The 20330-nt window shown below is 68.7% G+C and carries 18 protein-coding genes, 1 tRNA gene and 1 rRNA gene; 10 read left to right on the top strand and 10 right to left on the bottom strand.

The window, feature by feature from the left end; translation table 11 throughout:
• Together GFD30_RS22680 and obgE are read right to left on the bottom strand one after the other, a co-directional pair.
• Window positions 1–105, bottom strand: a 16S ribosomal RNA gene (locus GFD30_RS22680); the annotation flags it as partial.
• Window positions 106–603: 498 nt separating this feature from the next.
• On the bottom strand, window positions 604–2067 hold the full coding sequence (gene obgE / locus GFD30_RS22675; RefSeq protein WP_322633519.1) for a GTPase ObgE: 1464 nt from the start codon (window positions 2065–2067) through the stop codon (window positions 604–606).
• A gap of 114 nt (window positions 2068–2181) precedes the next feature.
• Between obgE and GFD30_RS22670 the strand changes: the two genes are divergently transcribed.
• Window positions 2182–2257: transfer RNA gene (locus GFD30_RS22670), tRNA-Lys, on the top strand.
• 354 nt (window positions 2258–2611) lie between these two features.
• Here GFD30_RS22670 and GFD30_RS22665 read toward each other — a convergent pair.
• Together GFD30_RS22665 and GFD30_RS22660 are read right to left on the bottom strand one after the other, a co-directional pair.
• The gene (locus tag GFD30_RS22665) at window positions 2612–3430 is read right to left on the bottom strand and encodes an SAM-dependent methyltransferase (RefSeq protein ID WP_153027436.1); all 819 of its coding nucleotides are present in this window, start codon (window positions 3428–3430) and stop codon (window positions 2612–2614) included.
• Between the two features lie 236 nt (window positions 3431–3666).
• Window positions 3667–4032 (bottom strand): hypothetical protein, encoded by a 366-nt coding sequence (locus GFD30_RS22660; RefSeq protein ID WP_153027435.1) that lies wholly within the window; start codon window positions 4030–4032, stop codon window positions 3667–3669.
• A 324-nt stretch (window positions 4033–4356) separates the two neighbouring features.
• Between GFD30_RS22660 and GFD30_RS22655 the strand changes: the two genes are divergently transcribed.
• The gene (locus GFD30_RS22655; RefSeq protein WP_153027434.1) at window positions 4357–4857 is read left to right on the top strand and encodes a DinB family protein; all 501 of its coding nucleotides are present in this window, start codon (window positions 4357–4359) and stop codon (window positions 4855–4857) included.
• 180 nt (window positions 4858–5037) lie between these two features.
• On the opposite strand, the gene GFD30_RS26425 is transcribed toward GFD30_RS22655, so the two are convergent.
• Window positions 5038–5781, bottom strand: coding sequence for a hypothetical protein (locus GFD30_RS26425; protein WP_194202077.1), 744 nt, complete (start codon window positions 5779–5781; stop codon window positions 5038–5040).
• A 182-nt stretch (window positions 5782–5963) separates the two neighbouring features.
• On the opposite strand from GFD30_RS26425, the gene phoU reads away from it, so the two are divergent.
• The 4 genes from phoU (at window position 5964) to pstA (ending at window position 9839) form a co-directional block, all read left to right on the top strand.
• The gene (gene phoU / locus GFD30_RS22645; protein ID WP_153027433.1) at window positions 5964–6611 is read left to right on the top strand and encodes a phosphate signaling complex protein PhoU; all 648 of its coding nucleotides are present in this window, start codon (window positions 5964–5966) and stop codon (window positions 6609–6611) included.
• 217 nt (window positions 6612–6828) lie between these two features.
• Complete coding sequence (gene pstS / locus GFD30_RS22640; protein ID WP_153027443.1) at window positions 6829–7878, top strand: phosphate ABC transporter substrate-binding protein PstS; 1050 nt, start codon at window positions 6829–6831, stop codon at window positions 7876–7878.
• An 84-nt stretch (window positions 7879–7962) separates the two neighbouring features.
• The gene (gene pstC / locus GFD30_RS22635; RefSeq protein ID WP_153027432.1) at window positions 7963–8946 is read left to right on the top strand and encodes a phosphate ABC transporter permease subunit PstC; all 984 of its coding nucleotides are present in this window, start codon (window positions 7963–7965) and stop codon (window positions 8944–8946) included.
• Window positions 8943–9839 (top strand): phosphate ABC transporter permease PstA, encoded by an 897-nt coding sequence (gene pstA, locus GFD30_RS22630; RefSeq protein WP_153027431.1) that lies wholly within the window; start codon window positions 8943–8945, stop codon window positions 9837–9839. The genes pstC and pstA overlap by 4 nt, the downstream gene beginning before the upstream one ends.
• Before the next feature lie 76 nt (window positions 9840–9915).
• On the opposite strand, the gene pstB is transcribed toward pstA, so the two are convergent.
• Window positions 9916–10800 carry a phosphate ABC transporter ATP-binding protein PstB gene (pstB, locus tag GFD30_RS22625; RefSeq protein ID WP_153027430.1) on the bottom strand — a complete coding sequence of 295 codons (885 nt, stop codon included), beginning with the start codon at window positions 10798–10800 and terminating at the stop codon, window positions 9916–9918.
• Between the two features lie 193 nt (window positions 10801–10993).
• Here pstB and GFD30_RS22620 point away from each other — a divergent pair, with 193 nt between their 5' ends.
• Entirely contained in the window at window positions 10994–11383 is a 390-nt protein-coding gene (locus GFD30_RS22620; protein WP_153027429.1) for a phage holin family protein, read from the top strand.
• A gap of 43 nt (window positions 11384–11426) precedes the next feature.
• Here GFD30_RS22620 and GFD30_RS22615 read toward each other — a convergent pair whose 3' ends face one another.
• The gene (locus GFD30_RS22615; RefSeq protein WP_153027428.1) at window positions 11427–11900 is read right to left on the bottom strand and encodes a hypothetical protein; all 474 of its coding nucleotides are present in this window, start codon (window positions 11898–11900) and stop codon (window positions 11427–11429) included.
• Between the two features lie 611 nt (window positions 11901–12511).
• Between GFD30_RS22615 and GFD30_RS22610 the strand changes: the two genes are divergently transcribed.
• The gene (locus GFD30_RS22610) at window positions 12512–12685 is read left to right on the top strand and encodes a DUF397 domain-containing protein (RefSeq protein WP_227996879.1); all 174 of its coding nucleotides are present in this window, start codon (window positions 12512–12514) and stop codon (window positions 12683–12685) included.
• Between the two features lie 53 nt (window positions 12686–12738).
• Here GFD30_RS22610 and GFD30_RS22605 read toward each other — a convergent pair whose 3' ends face one another.
• The gene (locus GFD30_RS22605; protein ID WP_194202076.1) at window positions 12739–13617 is read right to left on the bottom strand and encodes a helix-turn-helix domain-containing protein; all 879 of its coding nucleotides are present in this window, start codon (window positions 13615–13617) and stop codon (window positions 12739–12741) included.
• Window positions 13618–14005: 388 nt separating this feature from the next.
• On the opposite strand from GFD30_RS22605, the gene GFD30_RS22600 reads away from it, so the two are divergent.
• Complete coding sequence (locus GFD30_RS22600) at window positions 14006–14335, top strand: hypothetical protein (RefSeq protein WP_153027425.1); 330 nt, start codon at window positions 14006–14008, stop codon at window positions 14333–14335.
• 176 nt (window positions 14336–14511) lie between these two features.
• Complete coding sequence (locus GFD30_RS22595; RefSeq protein WP_153027424.1) at window positions 14512–16212, top strand: serine/threonine-protein kinase; 1701 nt, start codon at window positions 14512–14514, stop codon at window positions 16210–16212.
• Window positions 16213–16266: 54 nt separating this feature from the next.
• Here the strand turns inward: GFD30_RS22595 and GFD30_RS22590 are convergent, their stop codons facing one another.
• Together GFD30_RS22590 and GFD30_RS22585 are read right to left on the bottom strand one after the other, a co-directional pair.
• Window positions 16267–19233, bottom strand: coding sequence for a UPF0182 family membrane protein (locus GFD30_RS22590; protein ID WP_153027423.1), 2967 nt, complete (start codon window positions 19231–19233; stop codon window positions 16267–16269).
• A gap of 65 nt (window positions 19234–19298) precedes the next feature.
• Window positions 19299–20270, bottom strand: coding sequence for a YlbL family protein (locus tag GFD30_RS22585; protein WP_153027422.1), 972 nt, complete (start codon window positions 20268–20270; stop codon window positions 19299–19301).
• Between the last annotated feature and the right edge of the window lie 60 nt (window positions 20271–20330).

The raw sequence follows: 20330 nt of genomic DNA, 5'->3' as shown, positions 1-20330 counted from the left end.
CCCGTTCGCCACTCGAGTACCCGCAAGCGGGCCTTTCCGTTCGACTTGCATGTGTGAAGCACGCCGCCAGCGTTCGTCCTGAGCCAGGATCAAACTCTCCAACAAAAACCTGTTGCGCACCAAACCCCCGACAAGGGATCCAGCGACTTCAGTTGTGTCGAAGCCAGTCCTGACCGATTTTCAACGGGACACCAAGCAAGTGCCCCAAGGAAAAGACAGTCAAAAACAGTACCAACCGAAACCATCCAGCACCAAGGCCAGACAACCCCAGTCAGCCCGCACGCTGACCATCCAAACACCCTGTTGAGTTCTCAAACAACACGCACTGATCAGATCTGAAACCTCTTGGAAGTTCCTCTCCGACCGGAGCGGCTCCAGTAACTTACCAGACCGGTTTTCGGGCCGTTTTGGCCCCCCGATCGATTCGTTCGGAGTTTTGCCCTTTTGGTTTTCGTCCAGTCGCCTTTCGGCTTTCCTGTCCGTTTCCCCCTCGGGCAAAGACAAATTTACGCGACGGAGAACCGGGGTTTGCAAGGGGGGTGCGTGCTCGGCGCCACACCCTTGCAAACCCCGCGTTTTCGCAGCTCAGTCCGCGAATGGGCCTTAGCCGCGGCGGCTCTTACCCTTCGCGTCCTGCTCTTTGGCGACCTTGTCGAGCAGTTCGGCGCGGCGCGCCTTGCGCTCGGCGAGGCGTTCGTCGGCGCCCTTGCGGTCGCTGATCTCGAACCGGGCGTCGGTGCCCCGGGGTGCGACCGTCGCGATGATGTTCGGGTCGGTGGGGTGCCACTCGAACTCGTGGTCGGCGATCTTGACGATCGAGCCGGGGACCGCGCCTTGCTTGACGAGCGCGTCCTCGACGCCGAGGTTGGCCAAGCGGTCGGCGAGGTAGCCGACCGCCTCTTCGTTCTCGAAGTTGGTCTGGCCGATCCAGCGCTCGGGCTTGGCCCCGGTGACGACGAACTCGACGTCGCCTTCGTAGGCCGGCTGGACCTTCTTGATCGAGAAGCCGGAGTCGTCGACCGCGACCGGGCGGATGATGGTGCGGCTCGCCTCGACCGGCGGCTGCGCGGCTCGGAACTCCTGCACTGCCTTCGCGAAGGCGAAGTTCAGTTCCTTCAGGCCCTCGCGACTGACGGCGCTCGCGAGGTAGACCGGCCACCCGTACTTCTCGAGATCGGGGCGGACGTACTCGGCGAGCTCGCGCCCGTCCGGGATGTCGATCTTGTTGAGGACGATGATCCGCGGCCGGTCGGCGAGACCGCCGTACTCGGTGAGCTCGTGCTCGAGGGCGTCGATGTCGGAGACCGGGTCGCGATCGGACTCGAGGTTCGCGCAATCGACGACGTGGACGAGGACCGCGCAGCGCTCGATGTGCCGGAGGAACTGGAGCCCGAGGCCCTTGCCGGCGGCGGCACCCGGGATGAGGCCCGGGACGTCCGCGATCGTGTAAGTGGTCTCCCCCGCGGAGACGACCCCGAGGTTCGGGGCGAGCGTCGTGAACGGGTAGTCGGCGATCTTCGGGCGGGCGGCCGACATCGCGGCGATGAGGGAGGACTTGCCGGCGGAGGGGAAGCCCACCAGTCCGACGTCGGCGACGCTCTTGAGTTCGAGGACCACCTCGAGCTCGTCGCCGGGCTCGCCGAGTTCGGCGAAGCCGGGGACCTTGCGCTTGGCGCTGACGAGGGCGCGGTTGCCGCGGCCGCCGCGACCGCCGTGGGCGACCGTGAACTCGGTGCCCTCGCCGGTCAGGTCGGCGAGGACCTCGCCGTCGGAGTAGACGACGGTGCCGTTCGGGACGGACACCCGGATGGATTCGCCCGCAGCGCCGTCGCGGTTGGAGCCCTGGCCGTGCCTGCCGTTGCCGCCCTGGAGGCGGGTCTGGAAGTGGAAGTCGAGCAGCGTGTGCACGTTCGGGTCTACGACGAAGACCACATCACCCCCGTGCCCGCCGTTGCCGCCGTCGGGGCCGCCGAGCGGCTTGAACTTCTCACGGTGGACCGACACACAGCCGTTGCCACCCTTACCGGCGACGACCTGGAGATTTACGCGGTCTACGAAACTTGTCACTGCTCAAGGGTAGCCACCGCAGGGACCCCCGGAGACGGAGGCCGAAGCACATGCTAAAGTTTCTCCTCGTGCGAGCCACACCGGCCGAAAACGCCGATCAGGTTCAAACATCAAGCGCCGCTAGCTCAACTGGCAGAGCAGCTGACTCTTAATCAGCGGGTTCGGGGTTCGAGTCCCTGGCGGCGCACCAGATAAAGGCCCAGGTGACTGGGCCTTTTTTCATGCCGACCCGCCGTATCGTCCCAAGCCCTTGTCCATTGCTCACCCATGCGCGTGCTGCGGCGATGGCCGAGAAACCTTCATCCAAGCGCGAAACCCGGCAGCATCGGCGACCGGCTTCCAAGTCCACGTCTGCGCCGGAATCAACCCTGAGAGCGGCGAGCCTCACTACCTCGCCGAGACCTGCGACACCGAACGGCAGACCGAGAGGACGCGCGGATCCGCTTGGTCGCGCTCGTCGACACCGGCAAAGGCGCCGTCTTCCACCGACCAGAGGACACGACGAAGGCGCGTGACCGATGGTCACGCACCTTACGTCTCGCTTTTACGGTTTGCGGGCGACGCCTGCCATGAGGATGCGCTGCCACGGCTCGAGGTCTTCGACCGCGGGGATCTCGCGGTCGGGCTCGCCGGGGAACCAGCGGGCCAGGAAGTCCAGGCCCGGCGGCTCCAGCGGCAGACCCAGGAAGTGCTCCTCGATCCGCTCGGGCGTGCGGATCCAGCCGTTGCCCAGGCTTTCCAGGCCGGCTTGCTCCATGGCCTTCTGCAGCGGTTCGCCGGTGTCGACGAAGTCGGTGATGAGCAGGTACGACCCGGAGGGGCAGGCGTCCATGATGAGGCGGACCCACTCGTCGGCGCCCTCGTCGTCGTGGAAGTGCATGTGCAGGCCCACGACCATCAGCCCGATGGGCCTGGTGAAGTCGAGCATGTCCTTGACGTCGGGGTGGTCGAGGATGTCCTGCGGGTTGCGCAGGTCGGCGGTGACGATGGTGGTGGACTTGTCGGTCGCGAGCAGGGACCGGCCGTGGGCGAGCACGATCGGGTCGTTGTCGACGTAGACGACCTTGGCATCGGGGTTGATCGACTGGGCGGCCTGGTGGGTGTTCTCCATCGTCGGCAGGCCCGCGCCGATGTCCAGGAACTGGTCGATGCCCTTGCCGGCCATGTACTTCACGCCCTTGACCAGGGCCTGGCGGTTCTCCTTGGCGCAGTCGCCGGCGTTGGGCACGTACTTCAGGTACGCGTCGGCGCCTTCGCGGTCGGCGGCGAAGTTGTCCTTCCCGCCGAGCAGCGCGTCGTAGACGCGGGCGATGGTGGGCTTGGAGATGTCGAAGGTGGGTTCGAAGTTCGCGTTCGCTGCCATCGGCTCAGCCTCTTCATCGAAGGAACGTTGCCCAATATCGTACGACCCAGATCACAGTGTGAATGTGTGGGTTCCGCCCATCCGGCCCCGGACGCGATGCGCTCGGGCTAAACGGATCAGCAAGCACAACAGGAGGCAGTACCGGGCATCAATGATCATGTGGCGAGCGGCGGGACCGGCGAACGTGCCCGCAGCGCCACCTGATCCGATCGCCGGTGCCGCCTAGCGACGGCAGGTCACCGCCGTATGCGGCCCGGACCGGGGCTGGGCAGACCAGCGCGCCACTTCCACCATTGAGCGGCGACGTGCGTCAACTCGGCCGCCCCGGCCCGGTCGAGCCGCGCCTCATAGACGGCGTTGACGTAAATGAGGGGTTCCATGGTCGGGTGCCCCAGCCGGAACACGTTGGCGATGAACAGGCCGCGCTCGCCGGCAACGAGCTCGTGTACTACGACGATGCGGGCCGGCCCTCGGGCGCCGCCCTCCTCCGCATCCTCGGGGACGCCGAGGCGAACGGCGATCTCGACCTTCTCGAGCGACACATCGCGGTATCGCTCGAAGCGCACGATCTCGGCTTCACTGAGCGGTGGTGGGCGATCCATGTCGAGGCTTCCTGCGCGTAGGCGGCATGGGCCGGACCGGCCCCGGGGCACGGAGCCTGCATAACGGTGCCAGCCCGTTCTGGTCCTATTGTGCCTGCACACCCGCTGTATCCAAAACGCGCCTCACCCGCTCGGTGCGGGCCGCTTGAGGAGCCCGGGTCGGTGCCGCGGTCGTGCTCGTTGATATGTTGCCTTGGACCGCATGAGAAAGGAAGGAGGTGAGACGCGGTGTCGAAACTGAACGATCCGGTGTCCCCCTCCTGTCGAGTGCGCTGACGCAGTGGCTCCGCGGGCGGGTGGCACCCGCGAACCTGGAGCACATCGATGAAACGCGACAAAGCCCGTCCGCAACCGCCGGACGAGCGCACGGCGCTGAACGAGCGACTGCGCTGGCAACGTCAAACCGTCCGCAAGAAGGTCGAGGGACTCGCCGAGGACCTCGCCCACCGGTCGTACCTCCCCTCGCCGCTGATGACCGCGGCGGGACTCGTCTCGCACCTGCGCTGGGTCGAGCACAGCTGGTTCGAGGTGAACCTGCTCGGCCTGCCCGACCGGGGGCCCTGGACCGACGAGGACCCTGACGCCGAGATGCGGGTCGACGGCGTTCCGCTCGGGCGACTCCTCGACGAGTACGACCGGCAGTGCGCCCGCTCGGTCGAGATCGCCGACGCCCTGCCGCTCGAGGCCCTCGAGCAGGCGCCCCCGCCCGGGGACGAGCCGTGCTCGCTGCGGTGGATCCTGCTGCACATGATCGAGGAGACCGCCCGCCACAACGGGCACCTCGACATCATCCGCGAGCTGGCGGACGGCACCACCGGCGAATGAGCGGTGTCGGGGCCGGGCCGTTCGCGGACCGGTCCCGACACGTCCTCTACCTGTGGGCGCCGGCGCAGTGGGGCTCGAGCAGCGGGCTCGAGCACTGCGGCGCAAGGAAAGAGGCCCTGGTGACAGGGCCTCTTTCAGGTCGTGCATGTCGGGCGCTGCGATGCCCGGCCCGCCGGCCGGTTACTTGTAGTCGGCGAACAGGGCGTCGCTCTGCTTCACGAGGTCCACCCACGCCTCGAACGCCGCCTCGAACTCGACGTCCTCGTCGTCGTAGAGCAGGCTGGTGATCGACACGTCGAGGCTGCCGAGGGCGACGTGCAGGGTCGTCGAGGTGTAGGTGCCGTAGTCCTGGCTGTAGTAGCCGCCGGCGTCGCCGTACTCGGTCCACTCGGTGTACGTGTACCCGTCGGAGTTGTAGTACTCGGCGTCGGACTTGACCCAGTCGATGGTCTCGTCGGCGCTCTCCCAGTCGGTGATGTAGATGCTGACCGAGGTGTAGTCGTTGTTGTAGAAGGTGCAGGACACCGAGGGGAGGCCGCCGGAGGAAGTCGCGGAGGTGTAGGTCTCGTCGGGGTCGTACGAACCGTACGCGGACTCGAAGGTCGAGAGGTCGAAGGCCGAGCACGCCTCGGCGTTGAGCTCGATCGAGCCGGAGCCGCCGCCGTCGGAGCCGCCGTCGGAGTCGTCCCCGCCGTCGTCACCGCCGTCGCCTTCGCCTTCCGTGGAGGTGTCGCCGCCTCCGTCGGTCCCGCCGTCCGCGGAGTCGTCGGCCTGGGTGCTCTGCACCACCACCAGGATGACCGTCATGATGACGACCAGGATCGCGATGATCGACCCGCCGATGAGCCACAGGTTGTTCTGCTGGCGGCCGGGGGGCTGCTGGCCGTAGGGGCTCGGATAGCCGGGCTGCTGGGGGTAGGTCATCTCGGTCGGCTCCCTGGGGATCGTTCGTACTTCGCACTCACTGTATCGCCGAGCGTCCAAGGGGAAGCGCCCGGCGTTTCCCCCGCGGCGCCGCCGGCTGCGCGGGCGGGACGGTCCCTCTAGACTGGAAGGAGCCCGCGACGCGGCTCGCGTCAGCCCTTCCGAACCGCGATTGGTCGATCATGGCGAACCCGTTCCACCAGCATCTGAACGAGCTCAACGACCTCCTGGTCGACATGGCCCGGCGCGTCGGCGCCGCGATGGAGCAGGCGACCGCGGCCCTCCTGGAGGGCGACACCGTGGCGGCCGAGGCCGTCGTCGCCGGTGACCAGGAGGTCAACGCGCTCCAGTTCAAGGTCGACGACCGGATCATCGCGCTGATGACGCAGTACGACGCGGTGGCGTCGGACCTGCGGTTCGTGCTGGGCGCCGTGCGGATCTCGGTGGACCTCGAGCGGATGGGCGACCTGGCGAAGCACGTCGCGAAGTCGGTGCTGCTGCGCGCGCCCGTCGCGGTGATCCCCGATTCGCTGCGGCTGGACTTCGCGGCGATGGGTGCCGCGGCGGTGCGGATCTCGGAGAAGCTGGTCGGGATCCTGCGCGATCACGACGAGCTGCAGGCGGCGCAGATGGGTCTGGACGACGATGAGCTGGACGCGGTCCAGGACCGGATCCACGCGCAGCTCCCGACCTTGGGCTACGGGCCGCAGACGGCGGTGGACGTGGCGCTGCTGGCGCGGTTCTACGAGCGGTTCGGCGACCACGCCGTGCGGGTCTCGCATCAGGTCGTCTACGCCGTCACAGGAGACGTGCACCTCGACCGTTCATAACAGTCCGGTCACGACCGAGTCGAGACGGGATTAAACTCCCAGGTCAGAGACTCGGGCTTTCGGTCTCTGCGCCGTCGTTGCGAATCGCGCTCAGTCGTTCACCTCGAGTTCAACTCCAAGTCAGCGGGTGAACACCGGGTCTGGGTTTGATGGCTGCGGACAGTGAATAAGCGACCCGGGCCTGTTCCGGGAGACGGAGTAGAGACCAGCTGTGAACATGAAACTGAACCGCCGGACCGTTTTCGGCACTATCACCGCGGGTGCGCTCGCCCTGAGCATGGCGGCCTGCGGCGGCAGCGACGACGAGGCCGGCGACGGCGAGATGGTGTCCGGCGAGATCACCGGCTCGGGCGCCTCCTTCCCGGACGCGTTCTACGCGGCGGCGATCGAAGCCTACGCCGAGGTGAACCCCGACCTGGTCGTCACGTACAGCGCCGACGGCTCCTCCGCCGGCAAAGAGGCGTTCGGCCAGAACCTGAACGACTTCGCCGGCACCGACTCGCTGGTGGGCGAAGGCGACGGCCCGGAGGACGGCTCGTTCCAGTACATCCCGACCGTTGCGGCCCCGATCACCGTGGCCTACAACCTGCCCGGTGTCGAAGGCATCCAGATCGACCAGGAGACGCTGGCCGGCATCTTCCAGGGCGACATCACCGCCTGGAACGACCCCGCGCTCGTGGCCACCAACGAGGGGCTGACGCTCCCCGACACCCCGATCACCATCGCGCACCGCTCCGACGGCTCGGGCACCACCAAGAACTTCTCGACCTTCCTCGACGAGGCCACCGACACGTGGACCCTCGGCGCCTCGGACGAGATCGAATGGCCCGAAGGCTCCATCGGCGGCGAGAAGAACACCGGTGTCGCCACCGTCATCACCCAGACTGAAGGCGCGATCGGCTACGTCGACCTCGCCGACGCGGTCGAGACGCAGCTCGTGACCGCCGCCATCGAGAACGCCGAAGGCGCGTTCATCCAGCCGAGCCTGGAGGCCTCGACCGCCGCCCTCGAAGGCGCCGAAGTGGCCGAGGACCTGTCCTACAACCCGCTCGACGCGGCCGGCGCGGAGTCGTACCCGATCGTCGCCCCGACCTACCTCCTCATCCGCACCGAGTACGAGGACGAGAACGTCGCGGCCGGCGTCAAGGAGTTCGTGAACTACCTGCTGACCGACGGCCAGGACATCGCGGAGGAGAACAACTTCGCTCCCCTGCCCGAGGAGCTCCGCACCCAGGCCCTCGACGCCCTCAACGAGACGATTGCCTAAGCACACCGGAGAACCGACGACCCCAACGGCCGTGCAGCCGTCGGGGTCTTCGGCCGTTCCGCCGACGAAACCGGAGAGACGATCTTGACCGCAACGGCACCTCCCGAAGCGCCCCCCGAGGTGGACCTCGGAGGCGAAGCCCGCTCCCGCCGCACCGACAAGGGGTTCACCGGCCTGGTGGCCCTCGCCGGGCTGACGGTCCTCATCGTGCTGGGCCTGATCCTGGTCACGACCTCGGTCCAGGCGTGGCCCGCCATCGCCCTGGACCCGATCGAGTTCCTCACCGGAACCCGCTGGTCGCCCAGCGACGAGGTCTTCGGCACGTTCGGGTTCCTCTACGGCACCCTGGTGACCTCGGTCATCGCGATGATCGTCGCGGTGCCCGTGTCGATCGGCATCGCGCTGTTCATCACCGAGGTCGCGCACCGCCGCGCCCGCCGGTACATCGTGACCGTCGTCGACCTCCTCGCCACCGTGCCCTCGGTGGTCTTCGGCCTGGTCGGCAGCATCGTGCTCATCCCGTGGGTGACGCCGATCTACCAGTGGTGGTCCGGCGTCGTGGCCCCCGTCCCGGGCTTGAACGCGATCTTCGACGAGACCAACACCGGCCGCAACTACTTCACCGCGGGCCTGATCCTCGCGGTCATGTGCATCCCGATCATCACCTCGATCTCCCGGGAGGTGTTCGCGACCGTGCCCGACATCGACAAGCAGGGCGCGTACGCGCTGGGCGCCACCCGCTGGGAGATGATCAAGGGCGCCATCCTGCCGCACTCGTTCGGCGGCCTCGTCGGCGCCTCGATGCTCGGCCTCGGCCGGGCGATGGGCGAGACGATCGCGGTGGCGCTGGTCATCGGCGGCGCCATCGGCGTCAACACCAACATGTTCGCGCCGGGCAACACCATGGCCGCGGTCATCGCCCAGCAGTGGGGCGAGTCGGGCGGCCTCCACACCGACGCGCTGATCGGCATCGGCGTGCTGCTGTTCGCGATCACCGTGCTGATCAACTTCCTCGCCCGCGTCGTGGTCCGGCGCGCGGAGATCCAGATGAAGGGTGCCCACTCATGACGACCCTCCACGGCACGACACCGCCCGACCTGTCGGGGCGCAACCTCTCGTTCCGGCGGTCCCTCGCCGACAAGAGCGCGACGTTCGGCATCGGCCTGTGCGTCCTCATCGCCGCCCTGCCGCTGGCCCTGGTGGCCTGGCAGGTCGTCTCGCGGGGCGCCTCGACGTGGAGCCTGGACTGGTTCATCGAGGAGATCCCGCGGAACTACCGCACCGAGGGCCCGGGCATGGGCCCGGCGATCGTGGGCACGCTCGTGATCACCGGGATGGCCGCCCTGCTGTCGATCCCGATCGGCGTGCTCGGCGCGGTCTACCTGAACGAGTACGGCAAGAACAAGCCGCTGGCGCGGTTCATCCGCACCATGGCCGACGTCATGACCGGCGTCCCGTCGATCATGATGGGCCTGTTCATCTACGTCGGCTACGTCACCGTGATCGAGGAGCGCACCGGCTTCGCGGGGGCGCTCGCCCTCGCCTGCCTGATGCTGCCGATCGTGATCCGCTCGACCGAGGAGATGCTGCGGTTGGTCCCGGACGAGCTGCGGCAGGCGTCCGCGGGCCTGGGCGCGCGCAAGTGGCGCACGGTCATGGGCGTGGTGCTCCCGGCGGCCTCGTCGGGCATCACCTCGGGGTCGCTGCTGGCCGTGGCGCGCGCGGCCGGCGAGACCGCGCCGATCATCGTCACGGTGGGCCTGACGTACGTGTACAAGCCCGACCTGTTCGACGGCGCCAACACCACGCTCGCGGCGCAGATCTTCCGCAACGCGAGCCAGCCGTTCGCGGCCTCGCAGGACCGCGCCTGGGGTGCGGCCCTGACCCTGATCGCCATCGTCTTCCTGTTCACGATCCTGTCCCGGATCGTCGCGGCGCGCTTCGCCATCGACCGGCGCTAGCGCACGCGACCTGGTCTCGCAAAGACGAAGGGCCCCGCCTCCCGGCGGGGCCCTTCCTCGTTCTCCAGGGGCGGGTCTAGCCGAAGCGGCCGGTCACGTAGTTCTCGGTGCGCTCGTCGGAGGGGGTCGTGAAGATCCGCTGGGTGTCGTCGAACTCGACGAGGACGCCGGTGCGGGTGTCGCTGAGCTCGTTGACCTCGGTCGAGAAGAACGCGGTCTTGTCGGAGACGCGGGCGGCCTGCTGCATGTTGTGGGTGACGATCACGATCGTGAACTGGCGGGCCAGGTCGACCATGAGCTCCTCGATGCGGGCGGTCGCGATCGGGTCGAGGGCCGAGCACGGCTCGTCCATCAGGACCACCTCGGGCGACAGCGCGATCGTGCGGGCGATGCACAGGCGCTGCTGCTGGCCGCCGGAGAGGGCGAGCGCGCTCTGCTTGAGCTTGTCCTTGACCTCGTCCCAGAGGGCGGCCTTCCTGAGGGAGTCCTCGACGATGTCGGCGAGCTCGGTCCGCTTGACGCCGTGGATGCGCGGGCCGTACGCGACGTTGTCGAAGATGGACTTGGGGAAGGGGTTGGCCTTCTGGAACACCATGCCGATGCGGCGGCGGACCTCGACCGGGTCGACGCCCTGGTCGTAGATGTTCTTGCCGTGGTAGGCGACCGTGCCTTCGACGCGGGCGCCGGGGATGAGGTCGTTCATGCGGTTCAGGGAGCGCAGCAGGGTCGACTTGCCGCAGCCGGAGGGGCCGATGAGCGCGGTGATCTCGTTGCGGGTGACGGTGAAGTTGACTTCCTTGACGGCCTTGAAGTCGCCGTAGAAGACGTCGACGCCCTTGATGTCGAAGACGGTGCCGCCCTGGGTGCCGCCGGGGGCGCGCTGCCCGGCGGGCTGGGGGACCGCGCTCAGTCGCCGCGGGTCGACGGTCGGGCGGGCCGCGGGCAGGGCCGGGTCGCTCATGGTTTCTCCTTCTGCAGAGGCGCAGGTACGGAAGCAAGCAGGGCTTGGCCGAGCGTAGGCCGCGCCGGTAGCGCCCTCCTCGCCCTCGGGTGAACCGGGAGTGAACGCCAGGGCCCGGCTCGGTCTCGCGGAGGCGCCGGCGGAATCGGAGGAAACTGGACGGCAGGGGGTGTCGGCGGCGATACTGGCGGGCATGAGATTTCTGGTGCGCCTGGTGCTGACGGCGCTGGCGCTGTGGCTCGCGACCGCGATCGTCGGCGGCATCGACCTGTACGGCGAGTCGGCGCTGGCGAAGGTCCTGTCGCTGCTGCTGGTGGCGCTGATCTTCACGCTCGTGAACACGGTGGTGAAGCCGATCGTGATGATGGTCGGCTGCGCGCTGTACGTGCTGACGCTGGGGCTGTTCGGCCTGATCGTGAACGCCTTGATGTTCTGGCTGACCGGCTGGGTGTCGGAGCGGCTGTCGCTCGGGTTCTCTGTGGACGGTTTCTGGCCGGCGTTCTGGGGCGCGATCATCGTGTCGCTGGCGATGTGGGTGATGGACCTGCTCTCGCCGCGGCGGCAGGAGGAGGGGCAGCAGTGAGGGGCGGCTTTCGCCGCCCCTACCGCGTGCTCGGTCCGCCCGTCTAGAAGGGCAGTCCGGTGGACGGCCCGGTCGCGACGTCGCGCACGTTGTCGTCCAGCTTGGCCGCCGAGGTGCCGGCCCCCGCGTTGAACGGGATCGGACCCTGCGGTCCGGGGGCCTTGCCGAGGCGGCGGCGCATGATGTTCAGGTTGTGCAGTCCGGCGAGCGCGTAGGTTCGCACCCGTTCCAACTGCTTGGTCTTCTTGGCGGTCTTGAGCCTCTGGACGGCGCCGTAGTGGAGCCGGCGGGCGCGGTCCAAGGCCGCGGCGGCCTCGGTGTCGCCGACGGAGGCCGGAGCGATCTGGAGCTGCTTGCCCAGGAGTTCGGTCCATGCCTCGGCGTCGTTCTTGGCCCGGGCTTTTCGGCGGCGCCTGGTCTCGATGAAGGAGTGGAGCCCCAGGACCGCTGCGAAGATCAGGACGATCGCGACGATTGCGGCGAACGCGGTAGTAGAGGTTTCAATGGCGTCTTTCATCGTCACCCCCCGTGACCAGTGCTGATGGTGTTGGTCTGAATATTATTCCATTCCTGCCCTGCAATTGTGAAAGTCCCCCCGGTTCGGCGAGTCCGTGAATTCTCGGGAAAAAGCGGTGAAACCGGAGTACTGGAGGGCTTCCCCGGGGGCGGCCGGGGTAACCCCGGAGGTCGGGCCCGGGGCCGCGGGCCCGACCGGTATGCATCTGTGCGCATATCTATATACGTCGTCTCCGCGGATGGCACGGCACGCGACGGCTCCAGCCGCAATCGCACTCGATGGAGTGAAAGGGGCGCGGGTTCCGGCCGCGGAATCGGACCGCCGGTATGGACGTCCGGTCCGTCCATATCAGACCCGGTGGCGAACGCGAATCCGTTGCGGTGCGCTTCAATCCGCGTCGGATGCTGGACTGACTTCGCGCGATGGCGCCCCTCGGCGTCCACATCGGGCTGTGGGAATGCCGGGGAGCGCGCGATGTGCCGCATTGGCGGACTCCGGCGCTGCACTGTCCAAAACTTGATAGTGACGGATAGTCGACGTTTCGCTTGCAACGCGACGGCTATCGTAAACCCGTCCTGGGGACTCGAATGCTCCTTGGAAGGAGGAGATCCATGTTGACCCACGCATGGAGGAAGAGCAGCAGGTCAGGCCCGAACGGGGCCTGCGTTGAGGCCAGGCTCGCAGATGAGGGCGTGGAGATCAGGGACACCAAGCTGACGGTGAGCCCGATCCTCCGCGCCGGCCGAGCCGACTGGGTCTCACTGCTGCGGACGACCGGCAGGTAGGGACGGAGCGAGGGGGCGGTCACCGGCATCGGTGGCCGCCCCCTCGCGTTGCGCTAGAGCGACTTCAGGTGGTGGGCCTGGCGCTCGATGAATTCGAGGCTGCGTCCGGGGTCGAGCGCGGCCGAGCGGAGGAAGCCGAAGATCTCGTGGAAGGGCTCGACGTCCTCGCCCTCCTCGTAGACGTCGCCGTTGTGGCCTTCGATGTAGACCACGTCGGGGTGGCGGTAGCCGGGGTCGACCTCGCCGTCGAGCTCGCCGAAGCCGAGGATCGTGAACGAGGACAGCATCCCCGGGTAGGCGCCGCCCTCGAACGGCAGCACCTGGAGGTGCACGTTCGGCAGCGAGCCGAGCTCGAGGAGGTTCTGGAGCTGGTCGATCATGACCTTGGGTCCACCGAGGACCCGGCGGATCGCCGCCTCGTCGATGACGTTCCAGATCTTGAGGTCGCCGCGCAGCCGCTGCTGGCGCTCCATGCGGAGGTCGATCCGCTGGTCCATGTAGCGCAGCGAGCGCTCGGGGACCATGCTGAACGTGTGCCGGGCGTACTCGCGGGTCTGCAAGAGGCCGTTGATGATCAGGCCGTCGTAGACGTTCAGGCTGGAGGCGTCCTGCTCGAGGCCGACGTAGGTGGCGTAGGGCGGGGAGATGGTGTCGGAGTACCGCGCCCACCAGCCGCGCTTGCGGCCGTCGCGCGCCAGGCGCACGAGCTCCTCGACGAGTTCGGCGTCGTCGACGCCGTAGACCTCGACCAGGGCCTGGACGTCGCGGGGCTTGATGCCGACCCGTCCGAGCTCCATGCGGTAGATCGTGGAGCTGGTGACCTCCAGCGCGGCGGCCGCGTCGTCGGCGCCCTTGCCCGACTTCTCGCGCAGGTCGCGCAGGATCCTGCCCGCGCGTCGGCGACGGACAGTGGGGCTGCCGCTCGAAGGCATCGCCTTGCCTCCCAACTTTTTCGGCAGATCGCTGTCAGCGTTGTCGTTCGATGTTCCCATTTGACACCCTGATCTCTCCGGAATCGGTGAGGACGCACCGGCTGGGGAGGACTTCTGGCCGCTCGTCCGGTACGGTCTCGCTGCACTCGTTCGCGGCTCACAAGCTTCGCCGAGGCTGGGAGGATTCGCCACCCGATCCGGTTATACCTCTTGCATCCAAAATCTGCATGTGCAATTCTACTGTACGGAGGGGCTACCCGCCTCCCCCGACTGTACCGATTCGACACCGCACCTCGGCGACGACCAGGACACACCGCGGCTCTCGAACCCGATCATCAAGGGCCGCAAAGCGTCCGCCCCGATTCGAAAATCTGAAAGGCAGCCTGCGTTGCGCAGTCCGTACACACTCGACAACCCGCCGCCGGACGAGCCGCCCAGCGACGTGCTGGTGCCGAGCCTCTGGCGCGTGCAGGCGCGCTGGTGGAAGCGCCACACTCCCGCGCTCGACCAGCAGGGTGCGAAGCACCCCGTGTGCCGGCACTGCTCCCAGGCGTGGCCGTGCCACTCCTGGGCCTGCTGGGACGGCCAGCTCGGCCAGGCGGTGCACCAGGCGCAGACCCCGGAGCCGGACGGGGGCGAGGCCCGCATCGGCGCCTCGTCCCCGTCCCGGGCCGTCGCCTTCCGCGGCGCGCTCGCCGCGGGGACCGCGACGACCTGACCCGCGGCGCCGTCGATCGGCGGCGCCGCCTCCCCTTCGGAAACGCGACGAATCCGAAGATCGCCCGTCCCAGCGCGTAGCCTCAGCGGCCCCCGGTCGTTAGTCCCGGGAGAGATCATCCAACTCAAGGTGGAGTCGCGGTTGGCGGGCTTCGCCGAGAAGGGGAATGCCGCCCGATGCTGAGTACGCGCAACCTCAAGGCCGGCGATGTCCTGGACGGGCGCTACCGGCTCGAACGCCGCATCGGCGGCGGCGGCATGGGCGACGTCTGGGAAGGCACCGACACGATCCTGTGGCGGACTATCGCGGTCAAAGTGCTCCTCGCCGACCTCGTCGACGACCGCGGCTTCCGCGAGCGGTTCCGCCGCGAGGCCCGCGCCATCGCCGTCATGCAGGGTCCCGGAATCGTCGAGGTCTACGACTACGGCGAGATCGAGGACGAGGACGCCCAGCTCGCGTACCTGATCATGGAGTACGTCGACGGCAAGCCGCTCTCGCGGCTGCTGGGCCTGTGGGGCAAGCTCCCTCCGGCCGAGACGCTCCAGGTCGTCGGCGGCGTCGCCGAGGCGCTCCAGGTGGCGCACTCGGCCGGGATCGTGCACCGGGACATCAAGCCCGGCAACATCCTCGTCCGCGGCGACGGCTCGGTCGTCCTGGTGGACTTCGGGATCGCCCGCGCCAGCCACAACCTGACGCTCACCACCACCGGGGTCGTCCTCGGCACCGTCACCTACATGTCCCCCGAGCAGGCGGCCGGCGAGAACCTCACGCCCGCATCCGACCTGTACTCGCTCGGCGTGGTCGCCCACCAGTGCCTGGCCGGGGCGCCGCCGTTCCGGGCCGACACCCCGCTCGGGGTGCTCTCTGCCCACCTGCGCAACGCGCCGCCGCCGCTGCCGACGGACATCCCGTTCGAGGTCGCCGAGATCGTGAAGCGCACGCTGCAGAAGGCGCCGTCGGACCGCTGGCCGGACGCCGCCGCGCTCGCCGCGGCCTGCCGCGACACCCGCGCCGCGCTGCTGTCGCAGCGGAACCCGCCGGTGCGCACGCGGGTGATGGACCAGCGGGACATGAACGAGCAGCCGTCGGCCGCGCCGCCGTCCGGGTCGCACACGGGCGCGCACCGGCGCCCGACCGGCGCGGTCGGCGCCGCCGGTGAACCCCGGATCGAGGGCCAGTCGCTGCCGCCGGTCACCGGTGCGCACACCGCGGCCCGTGCGGCGCCGCCCGCCGGTCCCGCGCCCGCCGGTCCCGTTCCGGGCGAGGAGCGGCCGAAGCGGCGCCGGCTGTGGGTCACGCTCGCGGGGGCGCTCGCGGCCATCGGCGCCGTCGCGGCGATCGCCGCGACACTGCCCTGGGGCGACGGCGGCGGTCCCGGTACGCCGCTGTCGAACGAATCGGGGGCCGAGGGCGCCGAACTGCAAGGGCAGGACGGCGACGACGACGGCTTCTGGGTCGACGACGGCCGCGAGGAGGAGCACGCCTCCACGCCCGACCCGACCGGGTCCGCCACGCCCAGCGGCGGGGCCGAACCGACCGGCCCGGTCTCGCCCGGGCCCGAGGCCAGCCCGAGCGGGTCGGCCAGCCCGTCGGAGAGCAGCTCGCCCACCCCGCCCGCGAAGGCCACCGTGCCGAACGTGCTCGCCCATTCCGAGGCGGACGCGCGCACCAGGATCGAGGAGTCGGGCCTGAGCGCCGCGGTCGACTACGAAGGCGACGGCGAGGCCAAGTGCGGCGTCGTGCGCCAGTCCCCCAGCGGCGGCAGCGAAGTCGACCCGGGCGCCACCGTGCAGATCACGGTCCGGCGGGCGGCGGACGCGGAGGCGTGCAAGTCGGAGTCCGAGGCGTCCCCGTCGCCTGCCGGCGGCGGGCAGTAGCGGACGCGAAAGCGCCCGGCGGCCGTTCGGCCGCCGGGCGCTTTCTCTCGCGTGCTACTGGCCGGCCGCTTCCCGGGCGGCGGCGAGCTGGTCGAGCGCGGCGAGGAGGTCGTCGAGGGCGCGGCCCTCCGCCTCGTTCGAGCCGGTCGCCTTGGCCTGCTCGTACGCCTCCTGGGCGGCGATGACGTTGTCGATCGCGGCCTCGACTTCCGGCGGTTCGGCGGTCGCCGGGGCCTCGGTCGTCGGCGCTTCGCTCGACGGCGTCTCCGACGGCGACTCCGTCTCGCCCTCTTCGCCTTCGGTCTGCTCGGCCTCGCTCGGGGCGCCGGAGACGTACTTGTCGACCACCATCGCCACGGCCTCTTCGAAGGTCGGCGCGAAGCCGACATAGCCGCCGTAGCTGATGGCGACGTTCGTCAGCCGCGGCAGGTCCTCGCCCTGGCCGCCCGCCTGTCTGCGCAGGTACATGGGCTCGAGGTAGAGGATGCCGTCGCCGACCGGGAGCGCGAGCAGGTTGCCCCACTCGACCGTGGTGCCGGCCTGCTGGGCGTCCCGGAGCGTCGTCACCACCTCCGACGTGGAGGTGATGATCTGGTGTATCTGCCTGACCGACTGGTCCTCGCCGCCGACGACGTCGTACACCTTGAGCTGCGGATCGCCGTTCTCGTCGTAGTAGCCCGACATGAGCGACGCGAGCGCGTTCTCCCGGTTCCTCGGCGTGAACGTGCTGGTGAGCTGGAAGTACGGCTGGTCCTGCTCCGGGTAGGTCGCGTACACGTAGTAGGCGGGCTGGGTGACCGACTGCGCCTGGGACGGGTCGTTCGTGGTCGCCCACGCCTCGCCGCCCTCGATGAAGGTGCGGGACTCGTCGACGTGGTAGCGCTGGAGGAGGCTCCGCTGGATCTTGAACAGGTCCTGCGGGTAGCGGAAGTGCGCCTGGAGGGAGTCGGGGATCTCCTCGCGGGGCACGATGAGGTCGCCGCCGTAGATCGCGTTCCACGCCTGGAGGATCGGGTCCTCCTCGTCGTACTCGTAGAGCGTCACCGACCCGTCGTAGGCGTTCACGACGGCCTTGACCGAGGAGCGGATGTAGTTGATCTCCTCGGACGCCTGGTTGGCGACGCCCTGGCCCGAGTAGGTGTCGTTGGTCGCGTCGGCCAGGTTGACCCGGTCGGCGTACGGGAACTCGTTCGTCGTGGTGTAGCCGTCGACGATCCACACGATCTCGCCGTCGACGACCGCCGGGTACGGGTCGGCCTCGACGGTCAGGAACGGGGCGACCGCCTGGACGCGCTCGCGGACGTTGCGGTTGTAGAGGAGCTGCGACTCCTCGTTGATCTGGCCGGAGAGCAGGAAGCGGGGCTCCTGGAACTCCCACGCGTAGAGGAGCCGGTTGCCGATCGAGCCGATGTCGACGCCGCCGTCGCCCTCGTAGGTGGTGTAGCGGTCGTCGCCGATCTCCTCGGCCTGGGGCTCTTCGGAGTCCTCGTCGCTGACGGCGACGTCGGTCGGCCGGTCGTACTCGCGGGGCGTCTCGCCCTCGGGGACGCCGACGATCGCGTACTCGTTGTTGAGGAGCCCGTAGTAGATCTGCGGCTTGTCGACGTCGATGATGTCGTTGCCGATCTGGCAGTTGCCCGGGTCGTCGGAGAGGACGCCCGAGGTGAAGCAGGGGGCGCCGTTGTCGCTCTCGGTCGTGGAGGCGGAGACGAAGCCCCAGCCGTGCGTGTACACGGTGTGGGCGACGGTCCAGTCCTGCTGCTCGTCGGCGAGCTGGCTCGGGTTGAGTTCGCGCAGGCCGACGACGAAGTCCTGGGTGACCTCCTGGCCGTTCTCGTCGGTGTAGGTGTAGCGGTCGATGTCGAGCTTCTCGTTGAAGTCGTAGAAGCTGCGCGGCTGCTGCGCCTGGGTGAACGCGTCGGAGACCACGAACGGGTCGATGAGGCGCACGAACGGGACGGTCGACTGGTCCTCGGCCATGGTCTGGGCGTTGGGCTGGGAGGCGACGCCGTACGTGATGGTCTCGAGGTCCGACATGCCGTACGCGTACCTGGTGCCGTCGATGGTGTGCTGGGCGTACTCGCCTTCGCGTTGCGGGCGGTTCGGCTCGACCTGGAAGTTGCGGACGACGGCCGGGTAGATCCCGCCGGCGGCGATCGCGGTGACGACGACGAGGCCGAGGGCCGCGGCCGGCAGCGCGAGGGACCGCGTGAAGCCCCACGAGAAGACCAGGATGACCAGGGCCGCGATGACGGAGACCCAGATGAGCGCGTTCTTGGCGTTCATGAGGGCGGTCATCTCGGTGTAGCCGCCGCCGACGATGTCGGTGACCGGGTTCTCCTGGGTGGTGAAGTCGAAGCGGTCGAAGTAGTACGCGACGGCTTTGAGGCCCAGGAAGAGGGCGACGAGGACGGAGAGGTGGATCCGCGCGACGTTGGTCATGCGGTCGCCCTGGCCGGAGAAGCGCAGCGCCCCGTACAGGTAGTAGGCGCTGAGGGAGGCGAGGATGCCGACGACGATCGCGGCGAATCCGAAGCCGATGAGGAACTGCCAGAACGGCAGCCGGAACACGTAGAAGCCGGCGTTCATGCCCAGGACCGGGTCGGTCCAGTCGAACTGGCCGCCTTCGCGGAACAGCAGCCAGGTCTCCCAGCGGCTCTGCGCGGACATGCCGGCGAAGACGCCGACGACGATCGCGACGCCGGCGATCCACCAGCCGGCCTTCGGGGAGATGAGCTCGCGGTAGCGCTCCAGGCCCTCCTGCTCGCTGGTCGCCGGCCACGTGTCGGGCCGGAACCGGTAGGCGAGGTAGAGGTTGAGGCCGCACCAGGCGGCCATCGCGAGTGTGAAGACGCCGAACATGCCGAGGCGCGTCCACATCATCGTCGAGAACACCGAGGTGTACCCGACCGAGTCGTACCAGAGGTAGTCGGTGCGCAGGCTGACGATCCAGCCGAGCACCGAGAGCAGGACTATGGCGCCCACGAGGAGGATCAGGACGTAGCGTCCTCGTCGGCTCATCCGTGGTGGGGTGGGCGTCCGGTTCGCCACTGAAGCAACTCCTTAGGTGTCGCGGCGCGGTCGGGTCAGCAGGTCGTGACTGCCCCGTCGGCCGCTAGGGTCTCAAGCGCCGAGACCGCGTCTTCGAGCGTCTCGACTCTGACAATAGTCATGTCGCCATGGGCGACGGTGACGGCGTCCGAACAGTTCGAAGCCGGAGAGAGGAAGACGTCGGCGCCGAGTTCGACGGAGGCGGTGACCTTCTGCTGGATGCCGCCGATCGCGCCGACGTTCCCTTCTGGATCGATCTCGCCGGTGCCGGCGACGACCATCCCGTCGGTGAGATCGCCCTCGGTGACCCGGTCGACGATGCCGAGCGCGAAGATCAGGCCGGCGGAGGGGCCGCCGATGTCGAGCGCCTCGGTGTCGATCTCGATGCCGTACGGGTCGTCGTGGACGGACTGGAGATCGGCCTCGCCGAGGATCACGCCGGGCACCTCGACGGGCGCGCCGGCGCGCGTGACGGTGACGGTGGTTTCGCTGTCGGCGTAATCGGCGAGGGCCGTGAGGGACGTGACGGCGGTCCCGTCGACCGCGGTGACGACGTCGCCGGCGAGCAGGCCCGCGGAGTCGGCGACGACGGAGATGACAGCGGGCTCGCCGAGGTAGGCCAGCGCGGCCTGCTCGGCGTTCGACTGGGACTCGACCCAGTCGGCCTCCTGCTCCTCGGCGATCTCCTCCTCGGACTCGCCGGGCGGGTAGACCAGGTCGCGCGGGATGATCGCGTACTCATTGGACACCCAGTAGCGGAGGGCCTCGGCCAGGGTGACGGACTGCTTCACGCGCACGGTGGTGAGGCGGAGCTGCCCTTCGGAGGGGTATTCGGTCTCGGCGGTGATGATCGGGCGCTCGACTCCGTCGATCTCCTCGGAGCCGAGGACGTCCTCGGTGGGGCCGGGGCTGAACACCACGTAGGCGACGTCCATCGCCAGCGCCTGCCATGTCAGCAGCGCCACCAGCACGGCGCCCAACAGGACGGTGATTCCACGCCTTCGCATGCGGGGAAGCCTACATCGCAGCGCAAGGCGCGCTTTCGGCCCGCAGCGAACGGGGGCCGT

Source organism: Glycomyces albidus (assembly GCF_009451885.1).
Lineage (GTDB): Bacteria > Actinomycetota > Actinomycetes > Mycobacteriales > Micromonosporaceae > Glycomyces > Glycomyces albidus.
Note: the sequence above shows the minus strand (reverse complement) of the source record. Positions and strands in the feature narration are given on the sequence as shown.

What these genes read in the sequence shown, in the direction of transcription:
- GFD30_RS22620 (WP_153027429.1), top strand. Translation starts at nt 10,994, where the DNA reads ATGAGATTTCTGGTGCGCCTGGTGCTGACGGCGCTGGCGCTGTGGCTC.
- pstS (WP_153027443.1), top strand. Translation starts at nt 6,829, where the DNA reads ATGAAACTGAACCGCCGGACCGTTTTCGGCACTATCACCGCGGGTGCG.
- GFD30_RS22610 (WP_227996879.1), top strand. Translation starts at nt 12,512, where the DNA reads ATGTTGACCCACGCATGGAGGAAGAGCAGCAGGTCAGGCCCGAACGGG.
- GFD30_RS22655 (WP_153027434.1), top strand. Translation starts at nt 4,357, where the DNA reads ATGAAACGCGACAAAGCCCGTCCGCAACCGCCGGACGAGCGCACGGCG.
- GFD30_RS22595 (WP_153027424.1), top strand. Translation starts at nt 14,512, where the DNA reads ATGCTGAGTACGCGCAACCTCAAGGCCGGCGATGTCCTGGACGGGCGC.
- GFD30_RS26425 (WP_194202077.1), bottom strand. Translation starts at nt 5,781, where the DNA reads ATGACCTACCCCCAGCAGCCCGGCTATCCGAGCCCCTACGGCCAGCAG.
- GFD30_RS22615 (WP_153027428.1), bottom strand. Translation starts at nt 11,900, where the DNA reads ATGAAAGACGCCATTGAAACCTCTACTACCGCGTTCGCCGCAATCGTC.
- pstA (WP_153027431.1), top strand. Translation starts at nt 8,943, where the DNA reads ATGACGACCCTCCACGGCACGACACCGCCCGACCTGTCGGGGCGCAAC.
- GFD30_RS22590 (WP_153027423.1), bottom strand. Translation starts at nt 19,233, where the DNA reads ATGAGCCGACGAGGACGCTACGTCCTGATCCTCCTCGTGGGCGCCATA.
- GFD30_RS22660 (WP_153027435.1), bottom strand. Translation starts at nt 4,032, where the DNA reads ATGGATCGCCCACCACCGCTCAGTGAAGCCGAGATCGTGCGCTTCGAG.
- GFD30_RS22585 (WP_153027422.1), bottom strand. Translation starts at nt 20,270, where the DNA reads ATGCGAAGGCGTGGAATCACCGTCCTGTTGGGCGCCGTGCTGGTGGCG.
- GFD30_RS22605 (WP_194202076.1), bottom strand. Translation starts at nt 13,617, where the DNA reads ATGCCTTCGAGCGGCAGCCCCACTGTCCGTCGCCGACGCGCGGGCAGG.
- phoU (WP_153027433.1), top strand. Translation starts at nt 5,964, where the DNA reads ATGGCGAACCCGTTCCACCAGCATCTGAACGAGCTCAACGACCTCCTG.
- pstB (WP_153027430.1), bottom strand. Translation starts at nt 10,800, where the DNA reads ATGAGCGACCCGGCCCTGCCCGCGGCCCGCCCGACCGTCGACCCGCGG.
- GFD30_RS22665 (WP_153027436.1), bottom strand. Translation starts at nt 3,430, where the DNA reads ATGGCAGCGAACGCGAACTTCGAACCCACCTTCGACATCTCCAAGCCC.